Origin of the sequence: Vibrio neptunius, from assembly GCA_019339365.1 — a bacterium.
GTDB classification, from domain to species: Bacteria; Pseudomonadota; Gammaproteobacteria; order Enterobacterales; family Vibrionaceae; genus Vibrio; species Vibrio neptunius.
The window spans coordinates 1,356,287-1,381,900 of record CP079859.1 but is presented as its reverse complement, the minus strand read 5'-3'; the positions used below and the strand labels follow the sequence as shown (position 1 = coordinate 1,381,900).

General features: G+C 44.7%; 23 protein-coding genes and 3 pseudogenes. 12 read left to right on the top strand and 14 right to left on the bottom strand.

Going from position 1 to position 25,614, the window contains the following annotated elements:
• The first annotated feature begins 5 nt into the window (after positions 1 to 5).
• The 6 genes and pseudogenes from fliQ to lafA all read left to right on the top strand — a co-directional run bounded on the left by fliQ (position 6) and on the right by lafA (position 6,115).
• Complete coding sequence (gene fliQ, locus KW548_06775) at positions 6 to 275, top strand: flagellar biosynthesis protein FliQ (protein ID QXX07669.1); 270 nt, start codon at positions 6 to 8, stop codon at positions 273 to 275.
• Positions 275 to 1,051, top strand: a complete 777-nt coding sequence (gene fliR, locus KW548_06770; protein ID QXX07668.1) for a flagellar biosynthetic protein FliR — start codon at positions 275 to 277, stop codon at positions 1,049 to 1,051. Before fliQ ends, fliR begins: the two co-directional genes overlap by 1 nt.
• Positions 1,048 to 2,175: a flagellar type III secretion system protein FlhB gene (flhB, locus tag KW548_06765; protein ID QXX07667.1), complete on the top strand. Its 1,128-nt coding sequence runs from the start codon at positions 1,048 to 1,050 to the stop codon at positions 2,173 to 2,175. The genes fliR and flhB overlap by 4 nt, the downstream gene beginning before the upstream one ends.
• 30 nt (positions 2,176 to 2,205) lie before the next feature.
• Positions 2,206 to 4,296 (top strand): flagellar biosynthesis protein FlhA, encoded by a 2,091-nt coding sequence (flhA, locus tag KW548_06760; protein ID QXX07666.1) that lies wholly within the window; start codon positions 2,206 to 2,208, stop codon positions 4,294 to 4,296.
• A 19-nt stretch (positions 4,297 to 4,315) separates the two neighbouring features.
• Positions 4,316 to 5,096 (top strand): annotated as a pseudogene (locus KW548_06755) (diguanylate phosphodiesterase).
• A gap of 191 nt (positions 5,097 to 5,287) precedes the next feature.
• On the top strand, positions 5,288 to 6,115 hold the full coding sequence (lafA, locus tag KW548_06750; GenBank protein QXX07665.1) for a lateral flagellin LafA: 828 nt from the start codon (positions 5,288 to 5,290) through the stop codon (positions 6,113 to 6,115).
• 456 nt (positions 6,116 to 6,571) lie between these two features.
• On the opposite strand, the gene KW548_06745 is transcribed toward lafA, so the two are convergent.
• The 14 genes and pseudogenes from KW548_06745 to KW548_06680 form a co-directional block, all read right to left on the bottom strand.
• Positions 6,572 to 7,816 carry a hypothetical protein gene (locus tag KW548_06745; protein QXX07664.1) on the bottom strand — a complete coding sequence of 415 codons (1,245 nt, stop codon included), beginning with the start codon at positions 7,814 to 7,816 and terminating at the stop codon, positions 6,572 to 6,574.
• 196 nt (positions 7,817 to 8,012) lie between these two features.
• Positions 8,013 to 9,173: a hypothetical protein gene (locus KW548_06740; protein QXX07663.1), complete on the bottom strand. Its 1,161-nt coding sequence runs from the start codon at positions 9,171 to 9,173 to the stop codon at positions 8,013 to 8,015.
• A 45-nt stretch (positions 9,174 to 9,218) separates the two neighbouring features.
• Entirely contained in the window at positions 9,219 to 10,088 is an 870-nt protein-coding gene (locus KW548_06735; GenBank protein QXX07662.1) for a hypothetical protein, read from the bottom strand.
• A gap of 340 nt (positions 10,089 to 10,428) precedes the next feature.
• Complete coding sequence (locus tag KW548_06730; GenBank protein QXX07661.1) at positions 10,429 to 11,379, bottom strand: hypothetical protein; 951 nt, start codon at positions 11,377 to 11,379, stop codon at positions 10,429 to 10,431.
• A 63-nt stretch (positions 11,380 to 11,442) separates the two neighbouring features.
• Positions 11,443 to 11,892, bottom strand: coding sequence for a hypothetical protein (locus tag KW548_06725; protein ID QXX07660.1), 450 nt, complete (start codon positions 11,890 to 11,892; stop codon positions 11,443 to 11,445).
• Positions 11,893 to 11,939: 47 nt separating this feature from the next.
• Positions 11,940 to 12,392: a hypothetical protein gene (locus KW548_06720; protein QXX07659.1), complete on the bottom strand. Its 453-nt coding sequence runs from the start codon at positions 12,390 to 12,392 to the stop codon at positions 11,940 to 11,942.
• A gap of 51 nt (positions 12,393 to 12,443) precedes the next feature.
• Positions 12,444 to 13,394: a hypothetical protein gene (locus KW548_06715; protein QXX07658.1), complete on the bottom strand. Its 951-nt coding sequence runs from the start codon at positions 13,392 to 13,394 to the stop codon at positions 12,444 to 12,446.
• Between the two features lie 9 nt (positions 13,395 to 13,403).
• Entirely contained in the window at positions 13,404 to 14,126 is a 723-nt protein-coding gene (locus KW548_06710) for a hypothetical protein (GenBank protein ID QXX07657.1), read from the bottom strand.
• Positions 14,056 to 17,847 carry a DUF4150 domain-containing protein gene (locus tag KW548_06705; GenBank protein ID QXX07656.1) on the bottom strand — a complete coding sequence of 1,264 codons (3,792 nt, stop codon included), beginning with the start codon at positions 17,845 to 17,847 and terminating at the stop codon, positions 14,056 to 14,058. Before KW548_06705 ends, KW548_06710 begins: the two co-directional genes overlap by 71 nt.
• 27 nt (positions 17,848 to 17,874) lie before the next feature.
• Complete coding sequence (locus KW548_06700; protein QXX07655.1) at positions 17,875 to 18,324, bottom strand: hypothetical protein; 450 nt, start codon at positions 18,322 to 18,324, stop codon at positions 17,875 to 17,877.
• A 324-nt stretch (positions 18,325 to 18,648) separates the two neighbouring features.
• Complete coding sequence (locus KW548_06695) at positions 18,649 to 19,008, bottom strand: hypothetical protein (GenBank protein ID QXX07654.1); 360 nt, start codon at positions 19,006 to 19,008, stop codon at positions 18,649 to 18,651.
• A 388-nt stretch (positions 19,009 to 19,396) separates the two neighbouring features.
• Positions 19,397 to 19,828, bottom strand: a complete 432-nt coding sequence (locus KW548_06690; GenBank protein ID QXX07653.1) for a hypothetical protein — start codon at positions 19,826 to 19,828, stop codon at positions 19,397 to 19,399.
• A complete protein-coding gene (locus KW548_06685) occupies positions 19,815 to 20,159 on the bottom strand; it encodes a hypothetical protein (protein ID QXX07652.1) in 345 nt (114 codons plus the stop codon). The genes KW548_06690 and KW548_06685 overlap by 14 nt, the downstream gene beginning before the upstream one ends.
• A gap of 116 nt (positions 20,160 to 20,275) precedes the next feature.
• A pseudogene (locus KW548_06680) lies at positions 20,276 to 20,655 on the bottom strand (DUF4150 domain-containing protein).
• A 649-nt stretch (positions 20,656 to 21,304) separates the two neighbouring features.
• On the opposite strand from KW548_06680, the gene fliD reads away from it, so the two are divergent.
• The 6 genes and pseudogenes from fliD to KW548_06650 all read left to right on the top strand — a co-directional run bounded on the left by fliD (position 21,305) and on the right by KW548_06650 (position 25,614).
• Positions 21,305 to 22,648 carry a flagellar filament capping protein FliD gene (gene fliD / locus KW548_06675; GenBank protein QXX07651.1) on the top strand — a complete coding sequence of 448 codons (1,344 nt, stop codon included), beginning with the start codon at positions 21,305 to 21,307 and terminating at the stop codon, positions 22,646 to 22,648.
• Positions 22,649 to 22,669: 21 nt separating this feature from the next.
• On the top strand, positions 22,670 to 23,056 hold the full coding sequence (gene fliS / locus KW548_06670) for a flagellar export chaperone FliS (protein ID QXX07650.1): 387 nt from the start codon (positions 22,670 to 22,672) through the stop codon (positions 23,054 to 23,056).
• Positions 23,040 to 23,354 (top strand): annotated as a pseudogene (locus tag KW548_06665) (LafD). Before fliS ends, KW548_06665 begins: the two are co-directional and overlap by 17 nt.
• Positions 23,355 to 23,356: 2 nt before the next feature.
• Positions 23,357 to 24,361 (top strand): flagellar hook-length control protein FliK, encoded by a 1,005-nt coding sequence (locus tag KW548_06660; GenBank protein ID QXX07649.1) that lies wholly within the window; start codon positions 23,357 to 23,359, stop codon positions 24,359 to 24,361.
• Between the two features lie 14 nt (positions 24,362 to 24,375).
• Entirely contained in the window at positions 24,376 to 24,873 is a 498-nt protein-coding gene (locus KW548_06655) for a flagellar basal body-associated FliL family protein (protein QXX07648.1), read from the top strand.
• A gap of 12 nt (positions 24,874 to 24,885) precedes the next feature.
• Positions 24,886 to 25,614, top strand: coding sequence for a FliA/WhiG family RNA polymerase sigma factor (locus KW548_06650; GenBank protein QXX07647.1), 729 nt, complete (start codon positions 24,886 to 24,888; stop codon positions 25,612 to 25,614).

The following is a 25,614-nucleotide window of genomic DNA, read 5'->3' as shown; positions in this document are numbered from 1 at the left end:
TTCACATGACACCAGAAATGACCGTCACGCTGTTTTCCAATGCGGTATGGCTGATCATCACTATGGTTGCAGTATTGGTTGTGCCAGGTCTGATTGTTGGCCTCGGCATTGCCATTTTCCAGGCCGCCACGCAAATCAATGAACAAACATTGAGTTTTCTGCCAAGGCTACTGGTCACCCTTTTGATGGTGATCTTTGCTGGACACTGGATGCTGCGCAAAATCATGGAGTTGTTTGACTACCTGTTCCACAACATTCCTGGAATGATTGGCTGATGGAAGTCAACTTCGCAGAAATATCTCGCCTGCTTGGCCAGTTATGGTGGCCTTTTTTCCGTATTGGCGCCGTGTTTATTTCCATGCCTTTCTTTGGTGACTCATTGATACCGGTTTGGGTACGTAGCTTGCTAGCCCTTTCGATTGTGATGGTCTCAGCACCACTGATGCCACCGATGCCAACCGTCGAATTTTTCTCAATGACCTCACTGTTTCTCGCCTTTGAGCAAGCCATTTGGGGGCTGTTCTTTGGCCTGATTTTGCACATGTTGTTTAGTATTTTTACGACGCTGGGCCAAATTGTCTCAATGCAGATGGGCTTAGGCATGGCGATGATGAACGACCCTGTTAATGGCATGTCTGTCGCTATTCTTGGTCGTATTTTCCTGATTTTCAGCACCTTATTGTTTTTGTCTCTCGAAGGCCATTTAGTGGTGATTGATGTGCTTATCCAGAGCTTTGTTGTTTGGCCAGTCGGTTCTGGCCTGACTACAGCGTCTTTGCAAGGCATCGTCAATTTGTTTAGCTGGATGTTCGCTTCAGCACTCGCACTGGCACTTCCCGCCATTGTTTCTATGTTGTTAGCGAACATCAGTTTTGGCGTAATGAACCGCGCTGCGCCTTCATTAAATGTCTATGCATTAGGATTCCCGATGACCATGTTACTTGGGCTATTCAGTGTCCTTATCTCTGTGTCGGGCGTGCCGGGCCGATATACAGTGCTGGTCAATGACACCCTACGTTTTATGAATCAATTCATGTTGGGGGGCGGATGAGCGAACAATCGTCACAGGACAAAACCGAAAAAGCCTCCCCGCAGAAAATCAAAAAGGCGCGTCAGGAAGGCCAAATACCCAGAGCGAAAGAATTCACCACTGCGGCTATTTTTCTCGCGGTAGCTTTGTATTTCTACAGTCAACTTTCTGTTATCTGGGAAAGCGTCGCAGGTATTTTTCGTTTTAACATGGCATTAACTAAGCAAGACCTTGCTCATCCGCAGCAAATGATCGAGCAGCTCGGTCATAGCCTTGGCATGATCATTACCCTGCTTCTGCCAATGTTCATCGTGATTATTGCCGTGACACTGGCGAGTACGATGGTGCTGGGTGGCTGGATGTTTCGTTTAGCAAATGCTTTTCCTAAACTGAGTAAACTTAACCCGCTTAGCGGCATCAAGCGCATATTTTCCACCCGTTCATTGGTTGAACTGCTCAAGTCTACCCTCAAAGTGCTGGTTATTTTTGGCGTGCTTTACGCGTATCTCGATAACCACTTGCAACCTTTGTTGGGAATGCAACGACTCTCGCTTGAGCAAGGTGTGGTTAATGTCATGCAGATCCTGTTCGATGGACTATTAATGATGGGGTTCGCTTTGCTGTTGTTCGGCGTGATTGATATCCCTTACCAACGCTGGGAACACATGAAAGAGCTCAAAATGACCAAACAGGAGCTCAAAGAAGAGTACAAAAATAACGAAGGACGACCTGAGGTCAAACAACGTATTCGTCAGATTCAGCAACAATTTGCTCGACGTAAAATTGATAAGATGGTGCCGACAGCGGATGTGGTCATCACCAACCCGACCCATTATGCCGTAGCGATGAAATATGACCCTGCTTTATCTGACGCTCCATTTGTCGTCGCTAAAGGGGTCGATGAAACGGCAATGCACATTCAACGTATCGCCCGTGAAAACAAGGTCGAAATCGTCAATTCGCCACCACTGACCCGTTCTATTTACTACACCACAGCAATCGAGCAAGCCGTACCAAGTCAGCTCTACATCGCTGTGGCACATATTCTGACCTACGTGATGCAATTGAAAGCATTCCGTACCGGAAATGGTGATAAGCCAATGCCTTTACCTCACTTCGCCATTCCAAAGCATTTACAACACTGATCATCCGTATATACCCAAGGACACCCACCTATGCTCAATCGGTTAAAACAGATACAACAATCCACAAAAGGCTTTGTCGGTATTCCGCTGGTCTTACTCATGGTGCTGGCAATGGTCATCCTGCCACTACCTCCCCTACTGCTGGATGCCTTGTTCACTTTTAATATCGTGCTCGCCATTTTGGTGCTCTTGGTCAGTACTACCGCAAAACGTCCACTCGACTTTTCTATTTTTCCAACCATTCTGTTGGTCGCGACGCTATTACGCTTAACCCTCAACGTCGCCTCGACTCGAGTCGTCCTACTTGAAGGTCACAATGGTGGCGATTCTGCGGGTAAGGTCATTCAAGCTTTCGGTGAAGTGGTGATCGGAGGTAACTATGTGGTCGGTATGGTAATTTTCGTTATCCTGATGATCATAAACTTCGTCGTGATCACCAAAGGTGGCGAACGGATTTCAGAAGTATCCGCACGTTTTACGCTTGACGCTTTACCCGGTAAACAGATGGCAATCGATGCAGACCTCAATGCGGGGTTGATCGATCAGGACGCCGCTCGCCAGCGCAGACGTGAAGTCGCCAACGAAGCTGATTTCCACGGTTCTATGGATGGTGCATCAAAATTTGTTCGTGGTGATGCAATTGCCGGCTTGTTGATCCTGTTCATCAACATCACAGGGGGTATCAGCATTGGTGTGTTCGAACACGGACTTGCCGCTTCAGAAGCATTCAAAACCTATGCCCTACTGACTATTGGTGATGGCTTAGTCGCGCAAATACCATCGCTGCTTTTAGCAACCGCAGCCGCGATTATCGTTACTCGCATCAACGATAGCGATAACGACATGTCAGAAACCATGCAAAAGCAGTTGTTAGCGTCACCGGCGACCCTATTTACCGTCTCCGCTGTGATGTTGATTATTGGCATGGTGCCGGGAATGCCCCACTTGGCCTTCTTTACCTTTGCAGCCGTACTCGCATTTGCAGCTTGGCGACAACACAAGAGCCCAGTTCATGATGCTCAGATTGAAGACGTCGAAGTGCTCACTCAAGCCATGCAGCAGGAAGACGCACCACTGAGCTGGGAAGATATTCCGCATGTGCACACACTGTCATTAGCGCTCGGCTACCGATTAGTTCATCTGGTCAACAAAGAGCAAGGAGCACCGCTCACCCAACGAATCCGCGGTGTAAGACGCAACCTGTCTGAGCAAGTCGGCTTCTTACTGCCAGAAGTACGCATTCGCGACAACTTGAGCCTAAAACCTAATCAATACACCATTTCACTCAATGGAGAAACCATAGAGCAAGGCTTTATTGAACCAGAGCGTTTGATGGCGATTGCCGTTGGCGAAACATATGGCGAGGTCGATGGCATTCTCGGCAGTGATCCGGCTTACCAATTGCCCGCGGTGTGGATTGAACATACGGATAAAGCTAAAGCGTTAAACATGGGTTATCAGGTGGTAGACGATGCAACGGTGATCGCTACTCATATCAGTAAAGTGATCAAAACCCATCTTTCTGAGCTGTTTAATCACGATGATGTCGACGCCATGATGCAGCGACTGACACAGCAAGCACCGAAATTGGCCGAAGCACTTGGCGCAGCGCTCAATCCAGGGCAACAACTCAAGGTGTATCGTCAACTTTTACTCGATCAGGTGCCTTTGCAAGACATTCGTACTATTTCAAACACCATGCTCGAGTCTTCAGAAAACACCAAAGACCCGATACTTTTGGCAGCCGATGTGCGCTGCGCATTACGCCGAACATTGGTGAACTTGATCGCTGGCCAACAAGTGGAACTCAAGGTGTATGCCCTTTCTGACGAACTGGAACAAATGCTGATGACCTCTCTGCAGCAGGCACAAGCGAGTGGCAATGTGAACCTCGACAGTTTTCCTGTCGAGCCTAACATTCTGTCTCAGTTCCAACAAAATTTACCTTTGATCAAACAGCAGCTAAAACAGCAAGGGCTGGCTCCCATACTTCTTGTGATGCCACAACTTAGACCCTTGATTGCCCGCTATGCTCGCACGTTTTCTCAAGGATTGGCGGTATTGTCATACAACGAAATACCAGAAACAAAACAAATCAACGTGGTAGGAAACCTTGGCTAACCTCAACTCAAATCAGGCGATGTACCGATACATCGCCAAGCTCATGGAAGAACATCTCGAGACCGAAGACGACCAAATCATCCATCAAGCACTGGTCCACAATGACATCCGACATGCTTGTCAGGCTATCCGCTCTACTGACTCTGGCGAAGTCGAGTTTCAGCACCTGACTCTCAGGTTTGGCGGTGATGGCGAACAAAGCGTGTATCAATTCGACCTGTCTCAAAAAGTCACATATTGCTTAGACTTATTTAGCCTGTACCTAGCCCTGCGCCAAACAGGCTTTCAACTCGAAACCTTTCATCCTGATTTGATCAGCAATGTAGTGGTGCCTCTTCAGGTTGATGCACTCGTTTGGGCACCGGGTGAACAGTTTTTAGAACAAGTGTTGCTTTGTCATAAGAAAGCATTTCAGCATGTCATTCCTTCATTGCAGCTCAGTCAATCTTTGGGGTTTCATACGTCGGTAGAAGCACTGATCGAGCGTGTGGAACAATGTGCTTATGCGCTGTGGTTTGAAGTGACTCCGCCCTGCACTTTGCTTGAACAGCTTGCTCACTATCAACCCTCCATGCTGAAACTCTCGGTGTCATTGAAAGAAAAGCAAGATCGCATGGCCTTTTTTGCCCATCGTGCGTTTTATGAAAAAACACAAATTAAAGTGGGTCGCCAGTCGGGTTGCTTGCCAAAGAGAGCTCAATCAATACAAATTACTGGGTGCCAGCTACTATTTTGGCTACTTCAGTGATATCCCGACCTCGCTCTCTTTTAAGACATTTACCAACGAATACGACATCTAATCAATCCACTAATCGGCGCTTACAGTGGCGATTAGTGGAATCAACTTCACTAAATCTGTCGCCAATCTCTATAAATTTTCGTTATTTACAATTTTTAATTAATCTTCGATATTATTCGTCCGCCTCTTGTTAGTGACCAGGGAAATCCTGAAGCCAAAATCTGAGTATTGTAATTATCGAAGGAGACCATAATGGCTTTATCAATGCACACTAACTACGCATCACTTGTTACACAGAACACGCTAAGCAGTACAAACGATCTGCTTTCTACTGCAATGGAGCGCCTAAGTACAGGTAAGCGTATCAACTCTGCAGCAGATGATGCCGCAGGTCTAACAATTGCCAACAAACTTGAAGCGCAAACTCGTGGTATGTCTGTGGCAATGCGTAACTCTCAAGACGCAATTTCAATGCTGCAAACAGCAGACGGCGCACTGGAAGAGCTAACTAACATCGCTTACCGAATGAAAGACCTTGCAACACAATCTGCGAACGACACGAACGGCACAACAGAACGTACAGCACTACAAGCAGAGTTTACAGAGCTAGGCAAAGAAGCTACACGTATCATGACTGAGACTTCATACGGTGCAGGTCAAAAACTTTTAACAGGTGGTAAACTTGATGGTAAAGTCATATTCCAAATTGGTGCCTCTGAAAATGAAACACTTGAGCTTGATCTTTCAGGACAGCTAGCTGGTATTAATTTCTCTACTGCTGGTGCCTTAACGGACCAAGGCACTTCAGCAGCGGCAATCACTAGTGTTGATGCTCTATTTGACACTATCAACACAGCACGCTCAACACTTGGTGCTAATATCAACCGTCTAGACCACACCATCAACAACCTAGCAAACGTCTCTGAAAACACAGCGGCAGCAAAAGGCCGTATCGTAGATGCTGACTTCGCAGTCGAATCTTCAAACATGACTAAGAACCAAATGCTAATGCAAGCAGGCACAACGGTTCTTGCGCAAACGAACCAAATGCCAAGCATGGCAATGTCTCTACTTCGCTAATTGGCGAGAGACACTCTTCTATTTATTTAACTCCAACAAGCTGATGGGCAGAATACCTGCTCATCAGGTACTCTCGAAGTAGCCCATCAGTGCAACACAAAACACCCTCAAGGTTTACTTGAGGGTGTTTTTTATTCATCGTTCTCTAGCTTCAACCTCATACGCTAAGGTTCCCTCGTTGCTTTTCAACACACCGCGGTTTTGAACCGATCAGACGTTAAGCTTAAACGTTCAAGAGGCTAGGCCGAAGCAGCACCTTAGCGAGTGATAATACCAAATGAAACAGCCTAGCTAGGCTATCACATTCGTGGCGTTGCCCCTCAGTCGCGCTAGGTGAATTTCTCGCTCAAAACTTGATGTTTACTCTAATGGATGGACGTGATGTTAACAGGTGTCCACAAGCTTAAATACTCAATTACCCTGTTATCTATGTGGTATTCGCTATTCAATTGATGGCTAGTTACGATGTTTAACTAAACGCACCGGCAACCCGAGTTTAACCAAATGATTAAGTACAAACCGACAGTTCCAAGCACAATCGTTTAACGAGATAAGATTATCATCAACACCAATCAGCTTTATATCTTGATCTATATACATTGTAGGTGGCACCGCATCCTCTGTTTTAGCTTGAATATCAGCGTAGCTAATATAAGCAATGGCGGCCCGTGATATTTTTCTGGATTCATGACCATTTATGCTGGGAGTTAGCAACCAAAGTCCTTCATTAGTGGCGCAAACCGCTTCAAATGTGGAAAATCTTACGTTGTGACAAAAGTTATATATGGCTGAGAAACAAGGCAAAGCAAATATGATAAACATAATGAACATCATAAAATGTACGCCAAAGTCAGGCATAGATTCAGTCCCATTTACCATATAACCAAACTTATTTTGATGACGTTCAACAGGGAACATAAACTCAAATAGGCTAGGCAACCAAAAGACGTAAGCGTACAAACAAACCAGGCTCAGTACAAATGGCGGTGCTGTATCTCGCCACGACTTTCTAGTCATAGTATCTCCCATAGTCGTGGATAAATGCTGATTGATCTCTGTAATGATAGTCGCCGCATCATCAGCTTCGAATGGTTCTTCTTCAAAAGAGATCGTACCCACAAACTCGAGTTCCCTCTCTTTATCCGCGCTTTGATAAGTCTCATCCACTGCAGATAGTGCAAGTACTTCAGCGGGCCGCTTGTCTATATAGATATCAAATCTTTGCATTAATAGGCAATTGGACTGCTTGTTCTCAAGCAGTAAATACTTATTCGTCAAAGGTAAAGCCAGTTCTTCTTGTTGATGCATCCATCTATAAACTAATACGGACAGACAAATTTGATAAGCCACATTACCAAGCATTAACATAGTGACATCAGCCCAAGCATAGGCATTGCCCACTACGGAAATCAAAATAAAACAGCATAATACTCGTTTATCAAGATTGGACATTAGTGCCGACTTTACTACATGAAGGCAGTCATCTTGCTTGTATATGTGCTGGTGTAACCTAGGCTTGAAAACAAAACTAACGATAACGTAAACCGTGGCTATTCCGCTTGTTACTAGCGTAATAGTCTGAGCATCATAGAAAAACGCACTAACAAGTATACACAGGCCAATCAGCAAAAAGGCTTTTTGATAAATACTTCGAGTAAATGGGGTGAGAACGGTATCTTGAATACTGACTATTGTATTCACTGTATCTCCTAGGTTTATCAGATGGTTCATTAGGGGAGTGAATCTATCGACAACGGCTAGCGAAGCCCTGAGCTACCATGAACAAAAGGCTGAGCTTTGGTGGTAAATACATCCTAGCATCGATGTCTCGTTATCACTTGGGAACAAGGATTCGTATCTTGTTGGCTTTTTGGGCATAACGATTTGTAAGCATTCGCTATAATTTCTTAGCCTTGTAAATAGCGGGAAGCTGATGTTCTTTGCTCAGTATTCTCTCCAATCTTTGTTCGAACTGCTTGGGCTTCTTAGAAACAAAAAAATACGTTTTAGGGGCTTCACGCTCAAATTCCTCGCCAGTAATTATCGCTTTTTTCCCATATTTCATGAAATCAACGATCTGGGACAACAAGAAGTTTTGGTTTCCATGTTTACTATTTGCGTGGCTTTTTGAGGTAGCTTCAAGACGAAATGGACGAGGCTTGTAGGTGCTGGAAGATAAGGTTTTCTCACCTAGTAAGCACACAAACCCTCCATGACAATTGATGTATCGGTAGCCTAGACTCTGGAATGAACATGCCGAAATCTTGCCTAAGCGCCATGTGTAAACAATCCCACGCCTTCGATCAAAGTGCAGATAAGCTCGGCGAGGAATAGCCAGAATAACGATAGATATAATGAGAGCAACGAGAAGATAAGCGGCAATAAATATTAGAGTTTCATTGAGCCGTTCTTTTTCTGATTCTGTGCCGTATGCCTGTATTGCTTGTACATATCGAATAGCCGAGCTTGTTCCCTTGTCAGATAACAACACTCTATAGAAATCTATCCTTCGCTGGTCCTCTTTGAGTAGGGTATCAATGTCCACTCCTCTGCGCTTTCGGCTATAGATATAGTACTCATAGGTATAGACCCGCGGGTTGATGGAAGCACGTGAGATTGTGCCGAGATACCGACTCTTATCGGGCGTGATACCTTGCTCTAACTCATCTAGAGTGCTGTTGGCAACGTCAATCATGAACTTACTTGGCCCAAAGTCAACGATACGCCATAAGCCAAAGGCCCAAATGGCGACTAAGATAGGTAGCAACAAAAACAGTCTCAGTTGATGCCAAGATACATCTTTAATAGTGAGTATATCGTCATTTACTGACATGATCGGTGACAATGGATCATCGTACGGCTGTGAATAAGCATGGTTCTCTGAACGAGCAACCCAGTCCAATATGGGCTGATAATGCTTTCGATTCAGAGAAGCCAATAATAGCAGAAGACTCCCACCAATTGCTGGCATAGCGGGGAAAGGAATTTCTCCATTTAAAATACGCTGAAAAAATTCCTTCCCCTCATTTAGCCAGTAAAGTACTGTTTCCAAATCCATCGATTGCCCTACCTCACTCTGTTCATTTAGGGATTTTTATTGCATCTACGCCTTGAGAACACGGGTAACATTATTCTCTGCCGAGATACTTCCAGCCACTCCGTATAAGTTTGATCCCGCTTTTGTCCGGATAGATTCCAGACAACTTGCCTCACTATGGCCTTGAGGTGGGGAAACAAGCCATTCATAATTTGAGTTGACCTTCTTTTTCCCTAAGTATTCAAAAATGAGCAATGCATATTTGTAATCATCGGAGTGACGCCCCGTTTGCAATTGGACTTTATAAACACTGTCATCTAGGGGCAGACCGTCGATACTTGTCTTGTGTCCTAGCAACTCAATCCCCATCAGCTCTGCTAGGGCAATGGCAGAGGCACTCTTATGCTCAGCCGCAACCTCTGGCTTGTAAGTCAGCGCCGGAATAGCGGTTTCTAGGCGAACTTTAATGCCACAATAAAAATCAGAAGCACCACCATCGAATAAGGAAGTTCCGCCTTCTGTATAATAAATTCCAGCATTGGCAGATTTCCAACTGACTTTAGACGTGGTCACATCACCACTTTGGACGCCAAACAAGTCTAACGTGGGCTGCTCTGTCTCTGTAATTTCAACAGAGACTGTCACCTCGGGATCTTTCGCAGAGAATGCGTCACTGAGACGTTTAATCACTTTGTCGACCGAGTAATCTTCGATACCTTTCTTAGCATTGATGCTGATGTTTACGTATCGGTTATCTCCTAACTTACCTGGTACTTTCTCCCACTCAAACCTATTAACGATAGCAATATCTTTGATGGCTGTTTTTATTTGATACTCGGCTTCTTCGATTTGGTCGACACTTCTTTCAAACTTAATATTGACTTGATCGCTACATCCTGTGATCAGTAACAAAAATAAAAGGGCAATGATTTTCATGCTTATACTTTCTGGCTAATTTTAATTCTGGAATACTAGCAGAAGTGTTGTTATTCATATACCGACCATATGACATGCTCATAGTGAGTAAAATAATTCCAGTAGCTTTATATTTTCTGTTAGTTTGTCTAAACCTTTAGTCAAAATGAAACTTCAAATAGAGAAAGTGAAGCTCTTTGTTATAATTTATATTTTTGTTTTTGTGATCTCTTACTAACAATTATATTTAATATCACAGAGTAGCTATAATCCAATCGCTGTACATTATTTGTACCATTGCTAGGATATGAACGTGCTAATGCCGCCTCGATGGGCAGATGGTAATGGCCTGTGGGCCGCACTACTCTTGTAAATACCGATACAATTTAGGAAGAACGTGTTCTTGTTGCAAAAGCTTTTCCAATCGTGCTTCGAAAGGCTCTGGTCTTTTATCAATCATAAAATATGTTTTAGGTTGAGGGCGGTAAAACTTCTCACCAGTAATGACGGCACTTTTGCCATTTTCCATAAAGTTGAAGATTTGTTGGAAGAAGTCATTATTGTCTCGAGCAGTATTAAGAATTATTTTACCCGTCGGTTGAATTCTGATCGGAACCATATCGTAGCCATCTTTACCCTTTCTATTTTCAGCGTATAAGTAGAGAACAATACCCGTACTTTTCTCTAAGAACCCCAAATGTTCAAATCGACAAGCGGCCACACGGCCATAGAACCACGTATATACAATCCCGCGTTTTCGATCAAAGAAAATATCAGTAGGCCTCAACGTTGTTATGAAAAACACACTCACAAGAAAAACGATCAAAGCCGACACACCTGTAGCTTTTAATTCTATTTCTAAGCCCTCACGTAATCCTTCATGACCATATTTGTAGACAGCTCGAATATAATTGACTAATGAATAATCGCCATTATTAGCAAACACTGTTTGATAAAATGAATAATCCCTTCGGTCATAGTCATCAAAATAAGCTCCTTTTTGTTCTTTTTGTTGGTAGCGACTCAATTTCTCTTTCCCATGAGATATGGAGGCTGAATTTAAGCCGAAATCACTGAGTATAACAATAAAGAGAAACCACACTACCACCACAACAGGAACAAGGTAAACGGAGCGAATAGTATGCCTTGCATCGCGAATGGATATAATATCGTCAGTCACCTGCATAAATGGCTCTGGTGGTTGATCTGTAGGCGTTATAACTTTCTGATTGACAAATTCATCTCGCCCATCCACCAACTTTTGTGCATACCGAAACCTAACCAGGGTTTCTTCGGTATTGGCTCTGCTCATCGATTAATCCCTTTTCACGCCTGTCTATCCTTCGTGACGGTATTGCATGGCCTGTGGGCCGCACTACTCTTGTAAATACCGATACAATTTAGGAAGAACGTGTTCTTGTTGCAAAAGCTTTTCCAATCGTGCTTCAAAAGGCTCTGGTCTTTTATCAATCATAAAATATGTTTTGGGTTGAGGGCGGTAAAACTTCTCACCAGTAATGACGGCACTTTTGCCATTTTCCATAAAGTTGAAGATTTGTTGAAAGAAGTCATTATTGTCTCGAGCAGTATTAAGAATTATTTTACCCGTCGGTTGAATTCTGATCGGAACCATATCGTAACCATCTTTACCCTTTCTATTTTCAGCGTATAAGTAGAGAACAATACCTGTACTTTTCTCCAAGAACCCCAAATGTTCAAATCGACAAGCGGCCACACGGCCATAGAACCACGTATATACAATCCCGCGTTTTCGATCAAAGAAAATATCAGTAGGCCTTAACGTTGTTATGAAAAACACACTCACAAGAAAAACGATCAAGGCCGAAATACATGTAGCTATGAATCGCTTTTTTAAGCCATTTTTTCGCTTTCATACCCAAATCTGTATACAGCTTGAATATAATTGACCAATGAATATTCTCCATTATTAGCAAACATTGTTTGATAATATGAATACTCCCTCCGTTGGTAATCACTAAAGTAACTGCCTTTTTGTTCTTTTTCTTGATAGCGACTCAATTGCTCTTTCCCATGAGATATAGAAGCTGAATTTGAGCCCAAATCACTGAGTATAACAATAAAGAGAAACCACACTACCACCACAACAGGAACAAGATAAACGGAGCGAATAGTATGCCTTGCATCGCGAATAGATATAATATCGTCAGTCACCTGCATAAATGGCTCTGGTGGTTGATCAGTAGGCGGTATAGCTTTCTGATTGACAAATGCATCTCGCCCATCCATCAACTTTTGTGCATACCGAAACCTAACCAGGGGTTCTTGGGTATTGACTCTGCTCATCGATTAATCCCTTTTCACGCCTGTCTATCCTTCGTGACGGTATTGGCCGCACTACTCTTGTAAATACCGATACAATTTAGGAAGAACGTGTTCTTGTTGCAAAAGCTTTTCCAATCGTGCTTCGAAAGGCTCTGGTCTTTTATCAATCATAAAATATGTTTTAGGTTGAGGGCGGTAAAACTTCTCACCGGTAATGACGGTACTTTTGCCATTTTCCATAAAGTTGAAGATTTGTTGAAAGAAGTCATTATTGTCTCGGGCAGTATTAAGAATTATTTTACCCGTCGGTTGAATTCTGATCGGCACCATATCGTAGCCATCTTTACCCTTTCTATTTTCAGCGTATAAGTACAGAACAATACCCGTACTTTTCTCCAAGAACCCCAAATGTTCAAATCGACAAGCGGCCACACGGCCATAGAACCACGTATATACAATCCCGCGTTTTCTATCAAAGAAAATATCAGTAGGCCTTAATGTTGTTATGAAAAACACACTCACAAGAAGAACGATCAAAGCCGACACACCTGTAGCTTTTAACTCTTTTCCTAAGCCCCTACGTGCACCTTCATGACCCAGTTTATGTACAGCTAGAATATAATTGATTAGTGAATAATCACCATTATCAGCAAAAATCATTTGATAATATGAATACTCCCACGATTGAAATTCATTAAAATAGCCTCCTTTTTGTTCTTTTTCTTGATAGCGACTCAATAGCTCTTTCCCATGAGATATAGAAGCTGAATTTAAGCCCAAATCACTGAGTATAAAAATAAAGAGAAACCACACTACCACCACAACAGGAACAAGATAAACGGAGCGAATAGTATGCCTTGCATCGCGAATAGATATAATATCGTCAGTCACCTGCATAAATGGCTCTGGTGGTTGATCAGTAGGCGGTATAGCTTTCTGATTGACAAATTCATCTCGCCCATCCACCAACTTTTGTGCATACCGAAACCTGACCAGGGTTTCTTGGGTATTGACTCTGCTCATCGATTAATCCTATTCAATATTGCTATGCTTACCATCAATCATGCCGTGGTAGGTTGTGACTAAATTGCCATCATTTGTGACCATACGCTTGGGTACTGTGACACCCGGGCTTTGCTCATAATACCAGCGAACTTCCAGTGTTTCTCCAGGTTCACTCTCCATTATGACCGAAAAGTAGATATTGAAATTTTGACAGAGTTCAGGCGGGCTATACTGTGGAAACCTCTCTAAGTCGGTCTCCGCCTCAGAGAATGCCTTTCTAAAAGCTTGCGTAGCTTCTGTATTTAAAGAAGCCTTTATTTGCATACTATTAGTTGCTGAATAAGTGTGCCCTAAATTGATCACTCTTTTGCTGTAAACCGCTGCAATGATATTTGATTGACCAAGCGTAAAGCTCGGTAGTCTAAACTCGTATTGATAACACTTTTTGGTTTTAGATATCTCGGAGACCTCCACAAGCATTCGTGGCTGGTAAAAATAATTTAAAAACTCTTGTTGTTCAATTTGCAGTGCAAGCTGAAATTTTTCATCATGATACTTTTCAGCTACAAATTTTAAGCGCATTGGAAGAGTAATCTTTCCACCTTCTTGAAAATACCAGAACGAATATTTATCACTTTTCCCCCAAAACCCACGATATAATAAGTTATCAAAATCTGACTTAAGGCCAATTTTTTTTTGCCATATCTGCCGCAAGCAAAAATACCATGCCAAAAAGGAAGAAATAGGCATTACCATACCTTATCGTCGCCATATTTTTTAACGCGATAACAGGCCCCGCTAAGAAAAAGGCAGAACTCAGTATTGTGTATATGTGGCCATTAAATAATTCTCGATTGCCCGTTTGATAGGCATCATAAGCTCCATAGCCAGATGAAGCCATGACTGCCAAGTTAGAAATCACAACTAGCTTAGAGACCGCTTTTCCAGTTGAAATTTTCTCTAAGCCTCCAATAATTGAATCCATCTTTGCCGTTATCGCGTTCCTTGCTCCAATGGTCGTTACCGCAAATAACTGGGGCAAACCAGACCTCAATGCATAATAAACGCGATTTGAATTTATCAATCTCTTTTGCAGGAGTAGATTTGCACGGGAAACACTCACATAATCGGTAATGCCCGCAGACAAAGCTGCGACTAATTTTGCATAGTCGAGCATCGAATCCGTTTCTGTTCCACGTTTGAGAGGATCGGCGTTCTCGAATGCACTATTTTGCAGTAGCTGAATAAGTACATCGATATTGGCGCGTAATGAAACCATAGCGATAACGCCATCTCCTCCTTTACCCAGTAGCTCCAATGATGACTCAGCAGTAAAATTAGAGTGGCGCCCACCAAACTTTGGAATTTCAAGTTCCGGCCATTGTGCACTTTTGGCACTTGATTCCATTTCAGGGATTCGGTTCTTCCATTGACTATTTGCCCAATTAATCATTTTCTTACCATTATGATGAGCAGTAAGTACTCTATTCAGAGGGCTGTCGTTTTTCCCAACAGAATCAATGTTTTTGGCTAACACTTCTGCCAGTTTATCCAGAGTGATTCTTACATTTCCGTCGAGTTCTTTGATACCGAACCCTTTTTCAAAGAAGATAGGGATGAAGTTTAATAGCTTGGTGAAAGCGAGCGGTCTTAAAATTAGTGCTGACGTTATCGTGCCTTTTTGTACATATTTTGCAGATGAACAGATCCAACAATAAACAAACTCTAAAATATTCGCTGTGTTTTTAATCAGTGCTTGGGTCACATCACTCCAATCAACACCATCCTGACATTGAAGTAGAATTGCTTCTAAATGCCGTTGGTACGTTACGTAGGCAGAATCTTCTGCGGCCTCGTCACTCACCATATAAAAGACAACTTTTTGGCCTTCTTCGGTCCCTTCTATTCCATCCAACGTGGTTTGCATCACTTTACTGAGCTTTTCAAGCTCTTTCACTTTATCCTTTGGTGATAGAGAATAAAAATAAAGGTCGAAATAAGCGTTTAAAGAACCTAAGGAGTTATCAGCAAGATCCTTATAAGCAAAAGAGGAATAGAGGTCTAAGATTTTTGTCCTTTGCGATGTCGCTTTCTCTTTAACAAAAGAGTTATCTTGGTAAAAGTTATTTAGTTCCGTAAGGTCAACATTTTCATTAATAGATTCTTTGACTGCTCCACTGCCGTTTTTTTGTAATTGTAAAATAATATCGCCAATAGTCTTTGGATAGACTCGACTTGCTTCAAAGGCTTTCTCTGCGAGAAACAGCATTGATAGTGATAATGCAATATCTGCCTGGCGCCCAACCGGGTCAAATAACACCACTAAGGTGCCGTCTTTTTTCTCGCTGTGGCTTTTTTGCATGGTTTCAGCCAGCTCATCAGCAGCAAGGTGATAATTGTTGGCTGTGGTAAACACATCCAAACCGTATTGACTGGGTTTGTCTTTGTTCTTATCTGCCAACCATTTGGTATCTGGGCTGCGGTAGTCTTCGACCAAAGCGCTTAACGTCTCTTGGCTGGCGGTGTCGCTAAAGTCATCGCTGGCGGTCATGTCGACTTGCTGCATGGCTTGGGTGCGCCACTCTTGGTCGCTGTTCATCTTATCGATGATTTCAGCGGCCCATTCGTGCTCTGAGTAAACGATCGAGATTTTTTGCGTGCCATGGGTAACAAACGCAAACGGGTAAAAGGTCGCGCCAGAGGAGGTATCGAGCGTTAAACCATCTTGGGCGTTTTCTTGGTTGGTGAAGTAGTATTTCTCAAACTTTTCCAGCACGCCAGTGGCGGTTTCCGTTTGCGCGTAGCGGAAGATATGAATTTGCTGGTTATCGGCTTGGCCCCCTTCCTCTTTGATGTAAATCCAGCCTTCACGCAGCAGGCGCAGAAGATAGCCGCCGGTGTCATTAAGGCCAGACGCGCTGGCCATGTCTGGCAAGGTAGGCGGCGCTTGAGCGGGCATAATGGTGTCAAAGAAGTTGGCATAGCCATAGCGCACGGGGTAAATGGGTAGCACATTGGCTATCTTGCCCGCGACTTCGTTCATAAAGGGTTCGACCACATCGATCGATTGTGTGGTATTGACAACGACTTCCGCCGTTTCCCCCTCGGTGGCAAAGACACTCTTACTGGCTTTGATAACTTCGACATTGTCGAGATGACTCAGCAGATTGGAGGCTCTGAGCTCCATTTTGCTGAACACGCCTGCCATCAAGTCGGGTAAGCCTTTGATGTAGGCTTTCATGGTGGAGATGTGCTTGTCAAACACTTCATCCGATAGGTAGGCGTATCGCAGCTTAGTGGCTTGGTCGTGGAGAAATTCCAGTCGAGACTGAAGTTTGCTCAGCAGCGACTCGAGGTTGTCACTGACCGCTTTCTTTGCCGCCGACCAGTCATACTCTTGCAGGTAACGCTGCGGGTTGCCCTGACCACGGGCACGCATGTACGCCAACATTCTATCGGTGGTTTCATACGGGGCAAGGCGTAATAATACCGAGAGTATTTCGCCCTCTTCGAGTACCTGTGGCATGCAGTAAGCCAATAAGGTTTCTGTGGTATGGGGCAGTGGCTGGTTGAGGTTGCCTATCACCGCCTCACAGAAATGGTCTAAGGCAAAGGGGCTTTCTGGGTGGAGATGGCTAAAGTGCAGCCGCGCCTCAACCTTAAGCATGTCGTGAAAGTAGCGGTCACTGCTCAGCTCATGACCTAGGCAGCCCCATGGCATCATGTTGGTTTCGACTCGCGCGGCTTGCCAGAACCCCTGATGACGGCCAATCGCTTGTGTAAAGAAATCCTCTTGTGAAATGTCTGGGTTATGGTGTGGGTTAGGGCGTCGAATTGGCTTAATGACAAAAGGATCTTGGCTTTCTTCGACGGTGATTTTCACGTTGTCGGACTTCAAGTCTCTGATGTATGACTCGCCTTTGCCACTCAATACGCCGTCTGCCATTGGCTGACCACTCTGATTGGTGAGCGTATACGGCGCATTCTTCAATAGCTGTCCATTAGGGTAGCGAGCTTTGATTACGATACTGTTCGGGATATCGAGATCGGGGTCGACGGTCACACTTGGGTTTTGTACACCGGCCAGGCACATGGTGTTGGCGTTGTTCATGGTCATCTGATCGCTGAGGCGAGCCACCCCTTTGCCTTCAATCAAGACCGTCGGTGAAGCGGTGATGAACTCCGCTTGCGCCTCGATAGTACCGGAGGCGATGCCTTTTTTATCACCGCCCGCATCGCCGGTACTTTTGGCAAACTTACTGCCTTGTATCGCTATGCTGTTTCCACCATCCGCGCTGACCGTGGTGGTGCCATCGACTAAGTCTTCTGATTTAGCATTATTGCCATAAGGAACGGGAACGACAGCAGAGCCCACTGTCGTTAAGCACACATCGGGGAGTGTCGCGTTGGCTTCACCGCCCGATCCTTTGTGAACAATACTTAACCCATTTGCATTAATCGTCACTGCCATGTTGTGTTCCCTCACAATTAGGTCACATTAGTTAAGGTCGATTTTTTGCGCTTGAAGTGTTTGCAGCTTTTCTGCTCTTGAAGCGATATAGTCTGCTTTCGACGTAATGCGACCTGACCGAGCATCGTAGTGAGTCGACGCCTGTTGACTCATTAATGTCAGGCTTTCCGTTCCTTCTAGGGTTATCTTATCGGCTTTAATGACCAGCGTTTCTTCGCCTAACAGGGAAAAATAGATATCGGTCAAGATAGGTTGAGCGAGGTCGTTGGCAATAAATTCAATTTTGCATGTCAATTGATTATCGATCGCCATATGTATCTCGGCGGAGGTAAATGCATGACCTATCGCCGCCCAAATCGGCACCCCCATCGGGTTACCGTCAAAATCCACACTCACCTTGTTATGCTCAGAGTCCGCTTCAAGGATACGACCAAAGCGTGCGAGTAGTTTTCCGTTTGTGTCATTTAAGTAAGTCATGTTGTTGCCTCTCCGTGATGGTTATGAACTTACCCTCAACCTACCATCAGCCCCTCTGGACCAAAACTGTCATAACAACTGGCTTTAACCGATAAAATCACCAAAAAAGGAACACATATATAGGTCAATTACCTATAAATGGCACCAAATTAAATTAAAGCATTTAAAAAACAACTGAATTAAATTGATCAAATTTTGATCAACCATGAATGGAGATCACATAATTTAGGATAAATTCACAATAGGTAAATAGGGTAAATCAACCAACCAAAAACAAGGCTTATCAGTATTTATGGTTACATAAAAACCAATGATATTTTTTACTCACCACACCACGATGAGACCACAACCTACACGTTGCACAGCCTTTCGCTTATGCAGCAATGACCTCACTCTTTCATTTAACAACCTCGACCATTGGGTCGCCTTAGACCCTTGAGCAAAGCTGAATTGACCATCTCCACAAGAATTTTTTTTCCTTTCTTGTTTGGAGCTTAAACTTTCATAAAAACCTTGAGTAATGAATGCAAGTTTTTCAGTTTCAATTGGGCCAGACGCGCTGGCCATGTCTGGCAAGGTAGGCGGCGCTTGAGCGGGCATAATGGTGTCAAAGAAGTTGGCATAACCAGAGCGCACGGGGTAAATGGGGAGCACATTGGCTATCTTGCCCGCGACTTCGCTCATAAAGGGCTCGACCACATCGATCGATTGTGTGGTATTAACAACGACTTCCGCGGTTTCCCCCTCGGTGGCAAAACACGCTTACTGGCCTTGATAACTTCGACATTGTCGAGATGACTCAACAGATTGGAGGCCTGAGTTCCATTTTGCTGAACACGCCCGCCATCAAGTCGGGTAAGCCTTTGATGTAGGCTTTCATGGTGGAGATGTGCTTATCAAACACTTCATCTGATAAGTAGGCGTATCGCAGCTTAGTGGCTTGGTCGTGGAGAAATTCCAGTCGAGACTGAAGTTTGCTCAGCAGCGACTCGAGGTTGTCACTGACCGCTTTCTTTGCCGCCGACCAGTCGACTCGTACTGGTAGCGCTGCGGATTGCCTTATTCGAGGGTGTCAGAAGTTCAACTCTTTACCCACTTTTCTGAGGTTAAACACCTCTACACTATTAGAAAATGTCTGAAGTTGCTGAGAATCCACCCCAGCGATAAATTTTGAATCTGGCTTTTCGAATGCCCCAAGTCCAGCAAAGAACTTGATTAGCGTTTTATTTTCACTTTGAGTCAGAGACTGCATCAGAGCGTCCGATTCTCGCTTTGAACAGCCATATAATTTCTCTTGGTAAAGATAAAACGTTACTCCCTTTTTCTTTTCCACATCCAAAGATTGGAACCAAGAATTATCAGGAAAACTTGCTTCGCTCGCTTCTGACAAGGCTAGGCACTTCTCTGTTTTCGCAACCCAATCAGTAATGGTTTGCTCTGTATTTGCTTGAGCTGCACATCCAGTTAATAACGCGATAGACGCCACGAATTTATATAGCTGCATTACTGACACACTCCCAAAACCTTTTTTCTTTACCAGATGTCTCCCACGACATTTGGCTAGCAACAAAATGTATTCTACTTTTGACGATAGCAGGAACCGAACCCATTAGTTTCCCAAACATTTCCCAATCATGCTCTCTGATAGTTAACATCATAGAGTAGGGAGTTTTAGTCATGCTTGGAGTGCCAAAAATATAATAAAATGGTGTAGCAGATAACGCACTCGCCAACAAATTTCCAGAAGACATGATCTCTTTCACTTCTGTGATTGCTCGCTTACTTCTATGATTCAGCTTCAAATCACTAATTTGACAATAACCTAACTCAGCCATTCTATTTTCTCCTATTGTAGATAAAGTTTTTATTTGACATCAATGAAATAATAAAATGATCATTGAATACGTGCGCGCATGTACGCCAACATTCGATCAGCGCTTGGATATGGGGCAATACACATGGTGTTGGCGTTGGTCATCTGATCGCTGAGGCGGGCCACCCCTTTGCCTTCAATCAAGACCGTCGGTGAAGCGGTGATGAACTCCGCTTGCGCCTCGATAGTACCGGAGGCGATGCTTTTTTATCACCGCCCGCATCGCCGGTACTTTTGGCAAACTTACAGCCTTGTATCGCTATGCTGTTTCCACCATCCGCGCTGACCGTGGTGGTGCCATCGACTAAGTCTTCTGATTTAGCATTATTGCCATAAGGAACGGGAACGACAGCAGAGCCCACTGTCGTTAAGCACACATCGGGGAGTGTCGCGTTAGCTTCACCGCCCGATCCTTTGTGAACAATACTTAACCCATTTGCATTAATCGTCACTGCCATGTTGTGCTCCTAATATCCAGATAGAAGGAAAGTTAACCACTGCTTTCAACCTACCATCAGCCCCTCTGGACAAAAACTGTCATAACAACTGGCTTTAACCGATAAAATCACCAAAAAAATGAACACATATACAGGTCAATTACCTATAAGTGGCAGCAAATCAAATTAAAGCATTTAAAAAACAACTGAATTAAATTGATCGAATTTTGATCAACCATAAATGGAGATCACATAATTTAGGATAAATTCACAATAGGTAAATGGGGTAAATCAACCAACCAAAAACAAGGCTTATCAGTATTTATGGTTACATAAAAACCAATGATATTTTTACTCACCACACCACGATGAGACCACAACCTACACGTTGCACAGCCTTTCGCTTATGCGGCAATGACCTCACTCTTTCCATTTAACAACCTCGACCATTGGGTCGCCTTAGACCCTTGAGCAAAGCTGAGTTTCATTCAAGGAAGCAGCGGAACTCATGATGGGAAGTCACACTTCCGCAAAACCAAGAATGAATACATAAACCTTTGATTTAAAAGAGCTAAACCTATGGCATTCATCTTGCTATTTCTCTAATCAAATCAGAATGATGATGGTATGAACCACAACGGTCATACGCAAAAGACAAGGGAGTACTCTGATGAGTTCAATTGATCCAGCAACGATGGCAAAGCAACTGGCTACCTTTGACGTCCAGTCGTTCAAACAACGCTATACCGAGCAATCCTCTCAGTATCAATCTCAACTGAATGCGCTTGGCAAAGTCGAATCTGCATTGCGTGAATTCCGTACTGCTGTGAATGAAATGAACAACAGCACATCAGGGATCATAAAAAACAGCGCTACCGTGTCGAGTGAAGGGTTCTTCACCGCGAGCGCAGATTCCAAAGCTCTTAAGGGCAGTTATCAGATTTTTGTTGAAAAAGTCGCCACCACGTATCAGGTGTCAACGGGTATGCCTGCGTCGCTACAGTCCACGACAGAAGTGCCGCTGACGGGCACGCTGACATTTGAAGTCAACAGCAAAACCATGACGCTGGACCTCTCCACACTAGACAGTGACGGAGACGGTAAAGCCACCATGGCTGACTTAACTTCTGCCATCAACAACGATCCCAATAATCCCGGCGTCAATGCGACCTTAGTTCGCTCAGATGGACAAACTCATTTCATGCTTTCTAGCGAAGAGACTGGAGAAGCGAACGCGATAAAGGTCTCGGCGGCGGGGACTGGGCAAAGCTGGTTCGAGGATGCCTTCACTAAGACTAACCTCAAACAGATCAGCGCAGCACAAAACGCCATCGTTTGGTTGGGAGAAAAGGACACTGGCCTAAAACTCGAAGGCAGTAGCAACACGTTTAGCAATGCGATCGACGGTCTCGACATCACTGTTACCAAAGCTCAGCAGGCGGGCGAATCTCCTTTAACGCTTAATGTCGATGGTGACAACGACGCGACCAAAGAGCAGGTCAACAAATTTATCGACGCTTATAACAGTTTGATGTCTACGGTTGATGAGTACACAAAAATAGACACGGAAAATAACACCCGAGCGGTGTTAGCGAGTGACCCTACCTTGCGCGCGATCGAAAGTCAGGTGAAATCTGTTGTACGTGGAGATTTCGGCGGTCTTCGACTGAGTCAGGTCGGTATCGAGATCGATCGCAACGGTAAAATGAAGCTGGATTCGGACAAGTTCGAACAGGCCCAAACCGATAATAGCCAGGGCCTTGAGGCGATGTTCAACGGAGATGGCAATCTGCTAGATAGCATCGATACCATCATCGAACCTTACCTTCAGTTCTCTTCTGGTCTGTTTAAATCTCGCAAAGACGCGTTGAAGCAGAACATCGATCGCATCAGCGACAAACAGGTCGTGCTGGAACGTAAATACGATATGGCATACGACCGATACCTCAAACAATTTACCCAAATGAACACAATTATGCGCCAGATGAACCAAACCATGTCGCTGTTTGGTTAACGGTCACCAGGAGACGTTTTTATGTTAATGGATTCGGGCTACAACTCTTATCAACAAGTCGATCTAGATGCTCAGGCAGCCGCAGCAAACCCACATCAATTGGTGGTAATGCTGATCGACGGTTTGCTCAATGAAATCGAACGAGTTCGTGGCCACATGGCCTCAGGTCGTCTTGCCGAGAAGGGAGCAGGCATCAATAAATGCATGAATATATTAGTAGGTCTAGATAGCGCGCTAGACGCAGATAATGGCGGCGAAATCGCGGCGAATCTTCACCAACTATACGACTTTTGTCAGGTTGAACTTTATCAAGCAAGCGTACAAAACAATCAGGATAAACTCACCAGTGTCGAACATGTGATGAACAATATACGCGAGGGGTGGATGCATTTTGGTCAGCAAGCATAAAGTATCCCCAGAGCGATTCCGCCATTTGGCGAAACGGATTCAAATCGCAACAAAAACTCAGGACTGGCAAGGGCTAAAGCGCTATGACCTTCTTTTGAGAGACCTGCTCGAAACTCATCAGCCTTATCTCAAAGATCCCTGCTCGCGCCTGTCATCACTGAGGTGAAGGCAGTACATAAGCAGGCTTTTGACGCACTGGATAAGGCCATCAACGAACTGGAAGCAGAAATTAATGTGGTCGACTCTCAACACGAGCGCGCAAAAAGCTTACCAGCTTGCTATGACCATGGAGTACTAGCAATGAACACACCTTCACTGCAAACCATGACAGGTCAAAAACCTGAGTCGTTTTCCGCTGACGGTACGATCCAAAAAGCACGTGGTTTTGGTCAACCTGACGAGCACAGCACTGGCTTTGCTTTCATGGCTCATCCGACTCCGATGCAGGGTGGCGGTCAACCAAACGCTGAAGATACGGTAGCAACATTCACGTCTGACAGTGAAACGCTGTCAGAGGCTGAAATGACTTCTGTGCCAGCGACGTCATTGGTGGAAAACTCGCCGCCTTTTCACACGCAGTCGGCCACCATGGATACATTGGCTTTGCTGCAACTGAAACAACAACGCATCGTAAATGGAGTGCAGTCCTTCGACGCCACACCAATGCCAGCAGCGACTCATTCTTCACAGAAGATGACGCCGCAAAATATCACCAGTCAATTGGTGAAGCCGACCAGCGTTGCTTTAAACATCGACGCACCGGTCAGCCAGAGTGCGTCCGTACAGACTGTTCTGCAAACTTTAGTCTCCACACAAGCGTCAGCGCAGTCTCACGTTACTCACCAGTCACCTGCGGCAACGACGGTTCAAACCGCAGAGTGGGCCGCCGTCAAGATCGATACCAATGCGGCTAAGTGGGGCGAACAAATGATGCAGGTATTACATGACAGAGTATCGCTTCAAGCACAACAAAGCATGCAAGAAGCCAAGATTCGTCTCGATCCGCCAGAACTCGGGAAGCTGGACTTACTGGTTCGTGTTGATGGTGATCGCCTCAACGTGCAGATTAACGCCAATGCAGCGGCGACACGAGAAGCCTTGCTTCAGGTATCTGACAGGTTAAGAGCGGAGTTGCAAGACCAGAACTTTGTTCATGTCGACGTCAACGTCGGCTCAGGAGAAAGTGAGCACAACCAGTCTTCTCATCAAGGCGAACATACCACGCACATTTTCGATAGTCGCGAGTTTGCCAATTCAGACAGTCCCAATGAACCATCAGAGCATTGGCTCAGCACACAAGCATAATTAGGAATAGGGTTATGACAAAACAACAATTGATCGCGTTATTTTCAGCGATGGTCCTCACCAGTGCTTTAGTTTCGGCAGCAACGGTAATCGGCGGGATCTGGGTCTTAAAGCAATCAGGCAACAGTAGCCATTCAGAGTCCTTTTTCGCAGATTCGCCTCTTGCCTTCCTTGCCGAGGAGCATCATCCAGCACAGACACCTAGCTTTCACTCGCTAGAAAAGATTGTTCTCAGCGTCAAAGGTAAACGCCAGAACCACTTCGTGATGCTGGAAGTCGCGATTGAAACTCGCCGTCCGGAACGCATTAAGAACATTGATGATTACATGCCGATTGTACGTAATTCGTTACTGAAGCTTTTTAGTGACAAAACCTACGAAGATCTGCATCAGGAAGGCACCGTGAACCTGCTCCAGAATCAAGTCAAACAAGCGGTACTGCTCGCGTTTGACAAAACCGACATTCTTCGCGATATCGATGACGTCTTACTGACGAAATACGTCGTGCAATAAGGAACACGGCCCATGTTGGATATGAATTTTCAGGAAGAATACGGTGTAGAAGGTGAAATCAGTTCACCTTCCATCCCTATCGATGAGAACAAGTTGCTCAAACAACACAAGGTGTTGGTCAACCGTATCGTCAATCAACTCAGAGCCCATGCCACCCCGCATTGCAGTATCGAAGACATGCAGCAAATTGGCCTTATTGGCTTACTGGAAGCAGGCCGCCGATACGGCAATGTTGAAGATCCCAACTTCCCGGCTTTTGCCGTGTGCAGGATCCGTGGATCGATATTGGACGAGTTACGCCGACTTGACTGGCGGTCACGAAAAACACGTCAGCAAGCGCATGAACTGAATGACGTGACGCGCGATCTTATGCGCTCTCTTGGCCGGCAGCCTACTGATGCAGAAATTATCAAAGCATTGGGAACGGACGAAAAAGATTATCTTACTCGACAAAATGCGGCTCTGGCTGGGGAAATGCAAAGTCTGGATCAACTGATTGAGAATGGTATCGAGGCTCAATCTGACGCTGTGTATGACGGCATGTCCCATGAGCAGACTCGACGTAGCCTTGAAGCTGCTCTGGATAAGCTACCCAAAAGAGATCAGCTGCTACTGACGCTGTTTTATCAACACGAACTTAACCTACATGAAATCGCTTTAGTGCTCGATCTGACACCTCCAAGGATTTGTCAGTTACACAAACAGGCACTCAAACAACTCAATCAATATTTATCCTCCTAG

Excerpts from the sequence above, each read along its gene's own strand:
- KW548_06655 (QXX07648.1), top strand. The coding sequence starts at position 24,376 with ATGACAAAACAACAATTGATCGCGTTATTTTCAGCGATGGTCCTCACC.
- fliS (QXX07650.1), top strand. The coding sequence starts at position 22,670 with ATGTTAATGGATTCGGGCTACAACTCTTATCAACAAGTCGATCTAGAT.
- KW548_06730 (QXX07661.1), bottom strand. The coding sequence starts at position 11,379 with ATGAGCAGAGCCAATACCGAAGAAACCCTGGTTAGGTTTCGGTATGCA.
- KW548_06690 (QXX07653.1), bottom strand. The coding sequence starts at position 19,828 with ATGCAGCTATATAAATTCGTGGCGTCTATCGCGTTATTAACTGGATGT.
- KW548_06735 (QXX07662.1), bottom strand. The coding sequence starts at position 10,088 with ATGAAAATCATTGCCCTTTTATTTTTGTTACTGATCACAGGATGTAGC.
- flhB (QXX07667.1), top strand. The coding sequence starts at position 1,048 with ATGAGCGAACAATCGTCACAGGACAAAACCGAAAAAGCCTCCCCGCAG.
- fliQ (QXX07669.1), top strand. The coding sequence starts at position 6 with ATGACACCAGAAATGACCGTCACGCTGTTTTCCAATGCGGTATGGCTG.
- KW548_06715 (QXX07658.1), bottom strand. The coding sequence starts at position 13,394 with ATGAGCAGAGTCAATACCCAAGAAACCCTGGTCAGGTTTCGGTATGCA.
- KW548_06710 (QXX07657.1), bottom strand. The coding sequence starts at position 14,126 with ATGCCTATTTCTTCCTTTTTGGCATGGTATTTTTGCTTGCGGCAGATA.
- lafA (QXX07665.1), top strand. The coding sequence starts at position 5,288 with ATGGCTTTATCAATGCACACTAACTACGCATCACTTGTTACACAGAAC.
- KW548_06700 (QXX07655.1), bottom strand. The coding sequence starts at position 18,324 with ATGACTTACTTAAATGACACAAACGGAAAACTACTCGCACGCTTTGGT.
- fliR (QXX07668.1), top strand. The coding sequence starts at position 275 with ATGGAAGTCAACTTCGCAGAAATATCTCGCCTGCTTGGCCAGTTATGG.
- flhA (QXX07666.1), top strand. The coding sequence starts at position 2,206 with ATGCTCAATCGGTTAAAACAGATACAACAATCCACAAAAGGCTTTGTC.
- KW548_06740 (QXX07663.1), bottom strand. The coding sequence starts at position 9,173 with ATGGATTTGGAAACAGTACTTTACTGGCTAAATGAGGGGAAGGAATTT.
- KW548_06720 (QXX07659.1), bottom strand. The coding sequence starts at position 12,392 with ATGAGCAGAGTCAATACCCAAGAACCCCTGGTTAGGTTTCGGTATGCA.
- KW548_06685 (QXX07652.1), bottom strand. The coding sequence starts at position 20,159 with ATGGCTGAGTTAGGTTATTGTCAAATTAGTGATTTGAAGCTGAATCAT.
- KW548_06660 (QXX07649.1), top strand. The coding sequence starts at position 23,357 with ATGAACACACCTTCACTGCAAACCATGACAGGTCAAAAACCTGAGTCG.
- KW548_06705 (QXX07656.1), bottom strand. The coding sequence starts at position 17,847 with ATGGCAGTGACGATTAATGCAAATGGGTTAAGTATTGTTCACAAAGGA.
- KW548_06695 (QXX07654.1), bottom strand. The coding sequence starts at position 19,008 with ATGAGCGAAGTCGCGGGCAAGATAGCCAATGTGCTCCCCATTTACCCC.
- fliD (QXX07651.1), top strand. The coding sequence starts at position 21,305 with ATGAGTTCAATTGATCCAGCAACGATGGCAAAGCAACTGGCTACCTTT.
- KW548_06650 (QXX07647.1), top strand. The coding sequence starts at position 24,886 with ATGTTGGATATGAATTTTCAGGAAGAATACGGTGTAGAAGGTGAAATC.